General features: G+C 44.1%; 13 protein-coding genes. All 13 read left to right on the top strand.

Translation table 11 applies throughout. From position 1 onward, the window contains the following. Positions 1-38 precede the first annotated feature (38 nt). The 13 genes from G7Y32_RS05330 (at position 39) to rnr (ending at position 11532) form a co-directional block, all read left to right on the top strand. Complete coding sequence (locus tag G7Y32_RS05330; protein ID WP_004226230.1) at positions 39-254, top strand: YozE family protein; 216 nt, start codon at positions 39-41, stop codon at positions 252-254. Positions 255-463: 209 nt separating this feature from the next. Continuing rightward, positions 464-1423: a PhoH family protein gene (locus G7Y32_RS05325; protein WP_165211672.1), complete on the top strand. Its 960-nt coding sequence runs from the start codon at positions 464-466 to the stop codon at positions 1421-1423. Positions 1424-1800: 377 nt separating this feature from the next. Beyond that, positions 1801-2298, top strand: a complete 498-nt coding sequence (gene ybeY, locus G7Y32_RS05320; protein ID WP_165211669.1) for an rRNA maturation RNase YbeY — start codon at positions 1801-1803, stop codon at positions 2296-2298. Then, complete coding sequence (gene dagK / locus G7Y32_RS05315; RefSeq protein WP_165211666.1) at positions 2279-2683, top strand: diacylglycerol kinase; 405 nt, start codon at positions 2279-2281, stop codon at positions 2681-2683. Before ybeY ends, dagK begins: the two co-directional genes overlap by 20 nt. 169 nt (positions 2684-2852) lie before the next feature. After that, positions 2853-3749, top strand: a complete 897-nt coding sequence (gene era, locus G7Y32_RS05310) for a GTPase Era (protein ID WP_004226332.1) — start codon at positions 2853-2855, stop codon at positions 3747-3749. Between the two features lie 291 nt (positions 3750-4040). Continuing rightward, positions 4041-4826 carry an alpha/beta hydrolase gene (locus tag G7Y32_RS05305; protein WP_165211663.1) on the top strand — a complete coding sequence of 262 codons (786 nt, stop codon included), beginning with the start codon at positions 4041-4043 and terminating at the stop codon, positions 4824-4826. Positions 4827-4890: 64 nt separating this feature from the next. Continuing rightward, positions 4891-5415, top strand: coding sequence for a mycothiol transferase (locus tag G7Y32_RS05300; RefSeq protein WP_165211660.1), 525 nt, complete (start codon positions 4891-4893; stop codon positions 5413-5415). 157 nt (positions 5416-5572) lie between these two features. Beyond that, positions 5573-6394 carry a DNA-formamidopyrimidine glycosylase gene (mutM, locus tag G7Y32_RS05295; protein WP_165211657.1) on the top strand — a complete coding sequence of 274 codons (822 nt, stop codon included), beginning with the start codon at positions 5573-5575 and terminating at the stop codon, positions 6392-6394. Further along, complete coding sequence (gene coaE, locus G7Y32_RS05290) at positions 6391-6987, top strand: dephospho-CoA kinase (RefSeq protein WP_277423764.1); 597 nt, start codon at positions 6391-6393, stop codon at positions 6985-6987. The genes mutM and coaE overlap by 4 nt, the downstream gene beginning before the upstream one ends. Positions 6988-7365: 378 nt before the next feature. Then, positions 7366-8580: a multidrug efflux MFS transporter gene (locus G7Y32_RS05285; RefSeq protein ID WP_165211789.1), complete on the top strand. Its 1215-nt coding sequence runs from the start codon at positions 7366-7368 to the stop codon at positions 8578-8580. Next, complete coding sequence (rpmG, locus tag G7Y32_RS05280) at positions 8580-8726, top strand: 50S ribosomal protein L33 (RefSeq protein WP_004227942.1); 147 nt, start codon at positions 8580-8582, stop codon at positions 8724-8726. Before G7Y32_RS05285 ends, rpmG begins: the two co-directional genes overlap by 1 nt. A 44-nt stretch (positions 8727-8770) precedes the next feature. After that, on the top strand, positions 8771-9007 hold the full coding sequence (gene secG, locus G7Y32_RS05275; RefSeq protein WP_004226742.1) for a preprotein translocase subunit SecG: 237 nt from the start codon (positions 8771-8773) through the stop codon (positions 9005-9007). A 119-nt stretch (positions 9008-9126) separates the two neighbouring features. After that, positions 9127-11532, top strand: coding sequence for a ribonuclease R (gene rnr, locus G7Y32_RS05270; protein WP_004227462.1), 2406 nt, complete (start codon positions 9127-9129; stop codon positions 11530-11532). The last annotated feature ends 168 nt before the right edge of the window (positions 11533-11700 follow it).

The following is an 11700-nucleotide window of genomic DNA, read 5'->3' as shown; positions in this document are numbered from 1 at the left end:
AGTGCCATCCAGCACCATTTTTTGGAGGAACATAAGCAATGAGAAAATCTTTTTATACCTGGCTGATGACCCAGCGCAATCCCAAGTCTCAGGAACCAGCAGCCTTGCTGGCAGATCTGGCCTTTAACGACAGCACCTTTCCCAAGCATACCGATAATTTCGAGGAAGTCAGCCGCTACTTAGAGGACTACGCCAGCTTTAGCTTTAACCTAGGCGATTTTGATAAGATTTGGGAAGACTATTTGGCTCACTAGGCATTATTATAAATGAGGAAGTAAAGACTAAAGACAAACTTATTTTTGACTTCTACTCAATCAGTATTTGGAAGCACCTTCTCAGAGTAGTAATTTTATCAGCTAGCAAAAACCTAGGCCGGTCTTAACTTGCCTTTCTTTCCAGCATGATTTTTCTAATCAAATAAGTTATAATGGGACTACATTAAGCAAAGAAAGAGGCAGTCTATTTGCAGGACTATTCTGTTGATATTAATTTAAAACATCCCGATGATTTGATGGCTCTTTTCGGCAGTAATGAGCGTCATCTGAAATTGATTGAAGAAAATACGGGCGTGGTTATCCATGCCAGAACTGAAGTGGTGCAGATTTTAAGTGATGATGAGGAATCTTTAGAGATTGCCCGCTTGACCATTGAGGCTCTCTTAGTCTTGGTGGACCGGGGTATGCTGATCAATACTTCCGATGTTGTTACCGCTCTGAGTATGGCCCAAAATGGAACAATTGACCAATTTATCGCCCTCTATGAAGAAGAAATCATCAAAGATAACTACGGTAAGCCTATTCGCATTAAGACGCTGGGGCAGAAGGTCTATGTCGATAGTGTCAAAAGTCATGATGTCGTCTTTGGTATCGGTCCAGCAGGGACTGGGAAAACCTTTCTGGCTGTTACCTTGGCGGTGACAGCCCTAAAACGCGGCCAAGTCAAGCGCATTATCCTAACGCGTCCAGCTGTTGAAGCTGGCGAAAGTCTGGGCTTCCTGCCAGGTGACCTCAAGGAAAAGGTAGATCCTTATCTGCGACCGGTTTATGATGCTCTTTACCAGATTTTGGGCAAGGACCAGACCACGCGTCTTATGGAGCGTGAGATCATTGAGATCGCTCCCTTAGCCTACATGCGGGGACGGACCTTGGATGATGCCTTTGTTATTCTGGATGAAGCCCAGAACACGACCATCATGCAGATGAAGATGTTCTTGACTCGTCTAGGTTTTAACTCTAAGATGATTGTCAATGGCGATGTCAGTCAGATTGACCTGCCAAGAAACAGCCACTCTGGCTTGCTTGATGCTATTGAGAAACTCAAAGCTATCAAGCAGATTGACTTTGTCTACCTGTCAGCCAAGGATGTCGTCCGCCATCCGGTAGTGGCTGAAATTATCAAGGCTTACGAACAGGAAGCTGAGTAGTTAGAATCTTTTTAAGTGTGTAAGTGTAAAGAGACTGGGCGAACTCGTCCAGTCTTTCTGTTTTGTCATAAACTTTTGGCGTATTGGCAGGGCCATAATGTGGATGGGGTTAAATTTGTTAAAAAAATGGAAAACTAGAGAATGTGGCAAATAAATCTTTTCTAAAACTTTATGCTAGGATAACAGTTTGATGTATTTTTGAAGAAAAGGATGCTATCCATTTGTACCGTCGCTCTTATTTTGAGTATTGGTAGGTGCAATAGAGCCGTTTTAAAAACGAAATAATCATCAATGCACCGGCCTATCTCTTCTCTTTGTTTTGTCCGAAGGTTAGGCTTTTATGCTATAATAAAAAAGATAATTAGATTGGAAGAGTTATGTATATTGAAATGACTGATGAGACCAAGCAGGTTTCCCAAGAGATGCTGACCCAGATCGGAGATATGCTTAATTTTGCTGCCGAAAAGCTGGGCAAAGAAAATAAAGAGATGGCTGTCACTTTTGTGGATAATGAGGCGATACACCAAATTAACCTAGAATATCGTGGCATGGATCGCCCGACAGATGTGGTCAGTTTGGAGTACAAGCCAGAAGCGCCCATCATTTTTTCTGACGAAGATTTAGCTGAAAATCCTGAATTAGCAGAGATGATGGCAGACTATGATGCCTACATCGGTGAACTCTTTATTTCTGTTGACAAGGCTCATGAGCAGGCTGACTGTTATGGCCACAGCTTCGAGCGTGAGATGGGGTTTCTAGCTGTTCATGGTTTTCTGCACATCAATGGTTATGACCATTATACCCCAGAAGAAGAAAAAGAGATGTTCACTTTACAGGAAGAGATTTTAGAAGCCTATGGACTTACGAGAGACTAATTCACCTAAGAAATGGAAAAACCGAACGCTGACATCCAGTTTAGAATTTGCCTTGACCGGTATCTTTACAGCCTTTAAGGAAGAGCGTAACATGCGCAAGCATGGGATATCGGCTGTTCTGGCTGCTTTAGCAGGCATTATTTTTCACATTACAGCTATCGAATGGTTATTCTTGCTGCTGGCAATTTTCTTAGTGATTACCTTTGAAATTATTAACTCGGCTATTGAAAATGTCGTTGACTTAGCCAGTAATTACCACTTTTCAATGTTAGCCAAGAATGCTAAAGATATGGCTGCGGGTGCTGTGCTGGTTATTTCAGGCTACGCAGTTGCCACTGGCGTTATTATCTTTGTGCCAAAAATTTGGGCACTGCTTTTTCACTGAGTCAGCTGCAATTGGCAGCTGGCCTTATTTCTTAGAATAGAAAGGAATGAACGAGTTTGTGTTCTGACCTGAACACAATTAAGGCTGGGTAAAAACCGAGCCATTTAGAAAATCCTGATTTTCTGTTAATGGTCTATGTTTACTTTGCTTGTAACGTTCTTTATATCGTATGTTTAAATCAGGTTTTGTGGCTATTTTAGGCCGTCCTAATGTTGGTAAATCAACGTTTCTCAATCATGTCATGGGCCAAAAGATTGCCATCATGAGTGATAAGGCTCAGACAACGCGCAATAAAATCATGGGTATCTATACAACAGATACGGAGCAGATCGTCTTTATCGACACACCGGGGATCCATAAACCCAAGACAGCACTGGGAGATTTTATGGTCGAGTCCGCCTATTCGACCCTTCGTGAAGTGGAAACGGTGCTCTTTATGGTCCCAGCCGATGAGGAGCGTGGCAAAGGCGATAATATGATTATGGAGCGCCTTAAGGCAGCTAAGATTCCAGTCATTTTGGTCATCAATAAGATTGACAAGGTCCACCCTGACCAACTTTTAGAAAAGATCGAAGATTTTCGCTCTCAGATGGATTTTAAAGAGATTGTACCAATCTCTGCCCTGCAGGGTAATAATGTGGAAACCCTATTGACCATTCTTAAGGATAATCTGGAAGAAGGATTTCAGTATTTCCCTGAAGACCAAATCACAGATCATCCAGAACGCTTTTTAGTATCTGAGATGATTCGTGAGAAAATCCTCAAATTGACCGAGCAGGAAGTACCGCACTCCGTAGCTGTGGTTATCGAATCTATGAGGCGCGACGAAGAAACAGACAAGGTTCATATCCGCGCGACCATCATGGTCGAACGCGACAGTCAAAAAGGCATCATCATCGGTAAGCAAGGTGCTATGCTTAAGAAAATCGGTAAGATGGCCAGACGCGACATAGAACTCATGCTGGGGGACAAAGTTTACCTTGAAACCTGGGTCAAAGTTAAGAAAAACTGGCGTGATAAAAAGCTGGACTTGGCTGACTTTGGCTATAATAAGAAGGAGTATTGAGAGCGGGACAGAAATCATTATTTCGGAGAAATTGATTTCGTCGTCCCACCTCCGCACAGTTGATTACTATTGACATGAACTGACGTTCATGGGATTCCTCCAACAGTTCCCCAAACTGTTGGAGCTATCACTTGCGTGGTAGTTAAACAGTCTAGTGGACTGTTTAAAGGGTCGCCTGAAAATAAGAAAGCGATGAGGGTCGGCGGACCTTTTTAATCCGATCCCAGAAATGGGGGAGCGAGGTACAGATAGACTTGTAGTCCAAGTTGGGCTTAGTGAGGAGACAGACCAATGACAGGTAACTTATTTATCGAAGAAACAGGGTACGAACAGAAACAAACGATAATCTTTTTGCATGCTTCGGGTTCCAGCAGTAAAATGTGGCAGCAGCACATGGCAGCACTAAAAAATAATTTCCACTGTGTCGCCATTGACTTGCCTGGGCATGGCAATAGTCGTGATATCGAATGGACAAATTTTGCTGATGTGACAGAAATGATTGCTGACATTATCAAGGTGAAAGCTCACGGTAAACCGCATCTGGTTGGTCTTTCGCTGGGTGGCGGTCTCGTTTTGAACTTGCTAGCGAAACATACCGATTTGGTTGAGCGTGCTGTTGTCGATGGCATGGCCCACTATCCCATCAAAGGTTATCGGAAGGTTATTGCTGGTGTCTATGCTATGTCATTGCTCAAAAATACGATGTTAGTCGCCAAACTCATGAGCAGCATGATGGCAAAAGATGGTGTTCCTGAAGAAGAGTATCGAACCTTTGTTGCTGATTTACAGCAGGCTTCAAAGCGCTCTTTTCGCCGTGCTATGTCCCAAGCTAATCTCTTAAGATTAAACCTGAGAGTTGATAATCCTATCTTTTTTGTTTCAGGTGGAAAAGAGTCGGGTTCGATACATGAATCGCACCAATTACTGGCAAGTCAAAATCCAGCCAGCGAGTATGCTTATTATCCCGACAAGGGTCATGCTTGGCTGTTTAGTGATGTGACCACCCACATTCAGCTCGTGCAGTATTTTTTGCAGGGCGCTGTCTTTCCCCATAAATTGAGGCGGTTTGCTGATTAAGAAGATGTCAAATAAGGTTTAAAGCTGGGGGAGATCCCGGCTTTTGCCATGAGGAGGTAATAATATGACGTATTTAGATATGTTAGTAGAAAGTGTTGACCGCGCACAGGAGCGGTTTGAACGATTATTTGAAGGAGTAACAGTTGAAGAGGCCAATCGTTTTCCAGCTGCAGAAGTTTCAGGTCAAATTAAATCTATGACTTGGCTGGCTTGGCATACTGCGCGTGAAATGGATTTACAGATTTCGGACTTGGCAAAAACAGAGCCGATTTGGTTGGCTCAGGGCTGGAAAGAAAAGTTCAACTTGGACTTGCCTGATGACACACAAGACTGGCAGCACTCGTTAGAGGAAGCCCAAAAAGTTCAGGTGGATGATGTGGATTTGGTGCTGGCTTACCTGAATGCAGCGGCTGTCTTAACAAAAGACTACCTCAGCTCGCTTGATGAAGCCGCTCTTAATGACATTGTGGACGATTCTTGGACACCTGCAGTCACTCGCGGTGCCCGTCTGGTGTCAATCATTGATGATGCTGCCATGCATTCAGGTCAGGTTATCTATGCTAGGCGCTTGTTAGGTTTGAAGGATTAAGCTGTTAAAAAAGCAAAGAAGTATCAAAAGAAAGGAAGGATCAGCTTAGAATCCAAGTGGAAGAGCTGATGAAAAAGATAAGAGGCATAGAAAAGCCAATTTCTATGTCTTAGTCTTATTTCGATTAGTTTTTCTGGCTGTTCCTGATGTTTTAGATATGCCCGAATTACCGGAGGTTGAGACCGTCAGGCGCGGTTTGGAAGGCCTGATTGTCAACAAGAAGATTGTATCAGTAGATGTGCGCGTGCCCAAGATGGTTAAGACGGATTTCGATACTTTTAAGATGAATCTGCCTGGTCAAACGATTTGCACTATGCGCCGCCGAGGGAAATACCTTATTTTTGATTTAGGCGCTCAGGTGTTAATCTCGCATCTGCGTATGGAAGGCAAGTACCTGCTCTTTCCAGATGAGGTACCCAACAATAAGCATTTTCATGCCTTCTTTACATTGAATGACGGCTCAACCTTGGTTTATCAAGATGTCCGCAAGTTTGGGACATTTGAGCTCTTAGCAAAATCAGCAGAAGAGGCTTATTTTGTCAAAAAGAAAATTGGCCCTGAGCCGACCAAGGAAGATTTTAAGTTGGCGCCCTTTGAGCGAGCTGTCTTGTCTTCTCATAAGCCCATCAAGCCGCTGCTCTTGGAGCAAAAATTAGTTGCTGGCCTAGGAAATATCTATGTTGATGAGGTGCTCTGGGCAGCTAAAGTTCACCCAGAACGTCAGGCACCCAGTCTCAAAAAAGCAGAAATTAAGCGGCTGCATGATGAGACTATTCGTATTTTGCAGCTTGGCATTCGCAAGGGCGGATCGACCATTCGAACCTATCGTAACGCTTTAGGTGAAGACGGCACCATGCAAAAGTATCTACAAGTTTACGGCCGAACAGGTGAACCCTGTCCGCGTTGCGGAACAGAGATTCAAAAGGTAAAAGTAGGAGGACGGGGCAGCCACTATTGTCCCAAGTGTCAAAAGAAATGAGTAAGATTATCGGATTAACAGGTGGTATCGCTTCGGGGAAATCGACGGTGACAGCCTATTTGAGACAAAAAGGATATCAGGTTATTGATGCTGATCAATTGGTTCATGACCTGCAAGCAAAAGGGAAACCGCTCTATCAGGCCCTAATTTTAGCTTTTGGAACTGGAATTTTGGCTCCCGACCAAGAATTGGATCGCCCTAAATTTGCCCAACTTATCTTTAACGATCCAGCTGCCAGAAAGAAATCGGCTGATCTTCAAGATCGCATTATCCATCAGGAGCTGGCAAAAAGGCGAGATCAGCTAGCAAAGTCTGAAAAAATTTTCTTTATGGATTTGCCGTTACTTTTTGAGCTAGATTATCAAGACTGGTTCGACGAAATTTGGCTGGTCGCCTTAGATGAGGACCAGCAAATCGAGCGTTTGATGGCGAGAAATGGTTACTCCTTAGAAGAGGCTGAAAATCGGATTGCTGCCCAGCTCCCTTTGTCTAAAAAAATTCGTCTAGCTGACCGAGTGATTGACAATAATGGTAGCCTAGAGGAGACTTATGCTCAGCTGGAGCAGCAGTTAGAACGACTGAGCGCCAACTGATAACTGAACCCGCCTACACTCCTGTGAAAAAAGCTTCACCTTTCTTGAATTTGTATGATTCATCATCAGGTTTCCTATTTTTCGTTGGAGTGCTTAACGGTTTAGCGACACTGCGTTTGTTAGTCGATTTTACTAATCAAACGAGGTTAGTGGGAGAGGTAGCCAAGTCACCTTAGTGATTGGCGTTTGCCATCAAGTGCAAAGCACTTAGCTAACAAGCCTCTGCTATATCTTACGAAGAAGTGCTAATGCCGAAAATTACTAATTAGTATTTTTGCTTTTATGGACTTGAGGAAAAGTCAATCACCTTGCACTTTTTCCAAGTCCAACTTGTGGTATAATATTTAACAGATGATCCAAGAAAGAAGATGATGACTTATAGAGACAGCAAGTGTTGCAACTGTCAATTGGCAACAGAATCTAAGGATAGCTTGGTTCGGTAATTTTCTCACTGGGGCAAGTTTTTCACTTGTGATGCCTTTTATGTCCCTCTTTGTGGAACAGTTGGGAGCTAAACCAGGGAGAGTTGAGCTTTACGCTGGCTTGTCTGTTTCACTTTCAGCCCTAGCTTCGGCTCTAGTTGCCCCTATTTGGGGTTCTCTAGCTGACCGCTATGGGCGTAAACCTATGATGATTCGGGCCAGTCTTGCTATGGCTTTTACTATGGGAGGATTGGCCTTTGTCCCCAATGTCTTTTGGATGCTGGCTCTAAGACTTTTAAATGGAATGTTTGCTGGCTATGTCCCTAATTCGACAGCCTTAATTGCCAGTCAAGCGCCCAAGGAAAAGTTAGGAGCAGCTCTAGGGACTCTGGCAACTGGCGTCACAGCAGGAACTTTAATTGGGCCTCTCTTAGGAGGCTATTTCGCTGACCTCTTAGGCATTCGTAATATCTTTCTCTTTGTTGGCGGTCTCTTGCTTTTGTTAAACCTTATGACAGTCTTCTTGATTCGAGAGGATTTTGTGCCTGTAAAGAGGGAACATGAACTTCCGACCAAAGACCTGCTGCACCAAGTCAAGGACCGTCAGGTCATGCTGGGCCTCTTTGTTACCAGCATGATTATTCAGGTTTCGGCCCAATCTATTGCCCCTATTTTGACGCTTTACATCCGTCATCTGGGGCAGACAGAAAACCTCATGTTCGTATCCGGTTTGATTGTTTCCAGTATGGGTTTTTCCAGTATGCTATCTAGTTCCTTCCTAGGAAAAATTGGCGATAAAATCGGCAATCATCGTCTGCTTCTTTTGGCCCTTTTTTATAGTTTTTGTATGTATCTGTCCTTCGCCCATGCCCAAACGCCTCTGCAGTTAGGACTGCTTCGCTTTCTATATGGTTTTGGGACAGGGGCCCTAATGCCCAGTATCAATTCGCTGCTGACCAAGATTACGCCTAAGGAAGGGATCTCTAGGATTTTTAGTTACAACCAGATGTTCTTCAATATAGGGCAAGTCGTCGGTCCCTTTATCGGTTCCAGCGTAGCGGCAGGTTTAGGCTATCACTGGGTTTTTTATGCCACCTCAATCATCGTCTTTGTTAATTTCTCATGGAGTTTTATCAATTTTAGACATTATCTGAAAGTTAAGGAAATCTAGTGCGGATAAAAATAAATTTGAAATGTAGTTCCTGCGGCAGTCTCAATTATTTGACTTCAAAAAATAAGGTAAACCATCCTGAAAAAATTCAGGTGCCCAAATACTGTCCCAAGGAGCGAAAAGTGACCCTTCATCTTGAATCTTAAAAGCATTTATGATAAACTACTTAGGATAATAGTGGAGGAAAGATATGTACAATATTTTACTGACTGCTCTGTTGGTTATGTCTGTGATTTTGATTATTGCCATTTTTATGCAGCCTCAGAAAAACCCAAGTAGTAATGTATTTGATAGCAGCGGTTCAGAAGCCCTCTTCGAGCGAACAAAAGCCCGCGGATTTGAGGCCTTCATGGAACGCTTTACTGGTATCCTAATCTTCCTTTGGTTGCTGGATGCCCTAGTGCTTGCGATTTTATCAAGTAAGTAATGACGAAAGTGAGCCGAGACTTGGTCTGGCTCCTTTTTTATAGAAAATTCCCCACAAAATCAAGAAATAAAGAGGATGAAAAGACAGTCCAAACAAACGTCTGGTCTGTCAAGAAAATTATGGAAGAACAAATTATTAACTACTTAAAAGAGCAAGGCAAATCCAGTGTCAATGATCTGGCTGCTGCTCTGGACATGGCTGGTTCACAAAAATTTCCCCAGCTGATTAAGGTTATCTCTCAGCTAGAGAGCAACAAGAAGCTTCGATTTCATCAGGATGGCTATGTCTCCCTGCGCAAGGAAGTTCCTAAGAAAAAGCATGAAATTACCATTCAGGGGGTCTTCCGGGCCAATAAGAATGGCTTTGGTTTCTTGCATGTCAGTGATGATGAAGAAGACATGTTCATCGGTCGCAATGATGTTGGATATGCTATTGACGGAGATACCGTTGACGTTGTGATCAAAAAGCCAGCTGACCGCCTCAAGGGAACAGCTGCAGAGGTGCGCGTTGTTGATGTGGTCGAGCGGGCTCTCAAGACTGTTGTCGGCACGTTCATCCTCGATGATGAACGACCACCGTATGCCGGTTATATCAAGTCTAAGAACCAGAAAATTCCTCAAAAAATCTACATCAAAAAAGAACCGGTTGCCTTAGATGGCAGCGAGGTCATCAAGGCTGAGATTGATAAATACCCCACCCGCCACCATGACTATTTTGTCGCCCATGTACGTGATATTATCGGTCATAAGGATGATGTGGGAATTGATGTGCTGGAAGTTCTGGAATCTATGGACATCGTGTCTGAATTTCCAGAAGCGGTAATGGCTGAGGCCGAAGCTATCCCAGATGCCCCATCTGAAAGTGACTTTGAAGGCCGTTTGGATCTGAGGGACGAAATCACCTTTACCATTGATGGTAAGGAAGCCAAGGACTTGGATGATGCGGTTCATATTAAGAAATTGCCTAACGGTAATTTTGAACTGGGTGTGCATATTGCGGATGTCTCTTACTATGTGACCGAAGGGTCAGCCCTAGACAAGGAGGCAGTCGCCCGTGGCACGTCTGTTTACGTGACGGACCGTGTGGTCCCAATGCTGCCAGAGCGTCTCTCAAATGGTATCTGTTCCCTCAATCCTAATGTCAACCGCTTGACCCAATCCGCCATTATGGAGATTAATCCACAGGGGAAGGTCGTCAAGCACACCATTACTCAGACGGTCATTAAGACAACTTTTCGTATGACTTATGATGATGTCAACCAGATGTTGGCTGGCAATCCCGCTGTTATCGATCAGTTCAAGCCCATTATGGAATCTGTTAGCCACATGGCTGAGCTCCATAAGATTTTGGTGGCTATGCGCATCAAGCGAGGAGCCTTGGACTTTGATCGTCCAGAAGCCAAGATTTTGGTTGATAATAAGGGACTGCCGACTGATGTTGTCGTCAGAGACCGAGGAACCGCTGAGCGGATGATTGAGTCCTTTATGCTGGCTGCCAACGAATGTGTAGCTGAACACTTTGCCAAACGTAAACTGCCCTTCATCTATCGAATTCATGAAACGCCCAAGGCTGAGAAATTGCAGAAGTTCATGGATTACGCCTCCCTCTTTGGAGTGCCTATCTACGGTACGGCTAATAGTCTCGGTCAGAAGGCTCTGCAGGAATTTATGAATCGGATTGCAGGACAACCCGGACACGAGGTCATGTCCATGATGCTCCTGCGGTCCATGCAACAGGCCCGATATTCCGAAAACAATCATGGTCATTATGGCTTGGCGGCCGATTATTACACTCATTTCACCAGTCCTATTCGTCGTTACCCTGACTTGCTGGTTCACCGAATGGTGCGGGAATACAGCGATTTGACTGAGGAGAAGAAAGAACACTTCCAAGAGGTTATTCCAGAATTAGCTAGCTCTTCATCAGCCTTGGAACGTCGGGCTATTGATGCCGAACGGACTGTTGAGGCTATGAAGAAGGCCGAATATATGGCTGATCAGGTTGGACAGGAATTTGAGGCCGTGGTAGCTAGTGTGGTTAAATTTGGCATGTTTATCGAATTGCCAAACACTATTGAAGGTTTGGTCCACATTACTACCCTGCCTGAATTTTACAATTACAACGAGCGGACTATGACCCTGCAAGGGGAAAAATCTGGCAAAGTCTTCCGTGTTGGTCAGAAGATTAAGGTGCGATTGACCCGAGCAGACAAGGAGACGGGAGATATTGACTTTGCCTATTTGCCTAGCGACTTTGATAGCATCGAAAAGGTAGATAGACAGGCTAGAAAGGCCCGTGAAGAAAAAGCTAAGGAGTTCCGTAATCGTCAAGGTTCAGGCAAACGCCGCTTTGATAAGCGACAAGATCGCTTTGGCGACAAGGACAAGGCCGATAAGGGCAAAGGCAAGTGGGACAAGAAGCCGGATGATCATCGGAAGAAAAAGCCGGATAAACGCAAGAACCAGAACCGTCCCCATAACGATAAAAAAGGGCGGGAATCAGGCCGCCGTCGCAAAAAACGCTAAGAGATCCTTTAAAAATAAAATAGCAGGCTGTTCATTCACTTGGTCATAAGAGTAACAGTCTAAAACTGGCTGCGGTAGGCGTTTAACCAGTTGATAGTATTGGCCTTAAACAAGACAGAGAGAATCCCCTAAGACTTTTCATAATAATTGAGACCGAAGATAAAGACT

It is taken from the genome of Streptococcus tangpeifui (assembly GCF_011038795.1).
GTDB lineage: Bacteria > Bacillota > Bacilli > Lactobacillales > Streptococcaceae > Streptococcus > Streptococcus tangpeifui.
The sequence above is the reverse complement of the archived record's forward strand: the minus strand, read 5'-3'. Positions and strand labels throughout refer to the sequence as shown.

Excerpts from the sequence above, each read along its gene's own strand:
- G7Y32_RS05330 (WP_004226230.1), top strand. The coding sequence starts at position 39 with ATGAGAAAATCTTTTTATACCTGGCTGATGACCCAGCGCAATCCCAAG.
- ybeY (WP_165211669.1), top strand. The coding sequence starts at position 1,801 with ATGTATATTGAAATGACTGATGAGACCAAGCAGGTTTCCCAAGAGATG.
- dagK (WP_165211666.1), top strand. The coding sequence starts at position 2,279 with ATGGACTTACGAGAGACTAATTCACCTAAGAAATGGAAAAACCGAACG.
- era (WP_004226332.1), top strand. The coding sequence starts at position 2,853 with ATGTTTAAATCAGGTTTTGTGGCTATTTTAGGCCGTCCTAATGTTGGT.
- G7Y32_RS05305 (WP_165211663.1), top strand. The coding sequence starts at position 4,041 with ATGACAGGTAACTTATTTATCGAAGAAACAGGGTACGAACAGAAACAA.
- G7Y32_RS05300 (WP_165211660.1), top strand. The coding sequence starts at position 4,891 with ATGACGTATTTAGATATGTTAGTAGAAAGTGTTGACCGCGCACAGGAG.
- mutM (WP_165211657.1), top strand. The coding sequence starts at position 5,573 with ATGCCCGAATTACCGGAGGTTGAGACCGTCAGGCGCGGTTTGGAAGGC.
- coaE (WP_277423764.1), top strand. The coding sequence starts at position 6,391 with ATGAGTAAGATTATCGGATTAACAGGTGGTATCGCTTCGGGGAAATCG.
- secG (WP_004226742.1), top strand. The coding sequence starts at position 8,771 with ATGTACAATATTTTACTGACTGCTCTGTTGGTTATGTCTGTGATTTTG.
- rnr (WP_004227462.1), top strand. The coding sequence starts at position 9,127 with ATGGAAGAACAAATTATTAACTACTTAAAAGAGCAAGGCAAATCCAGT.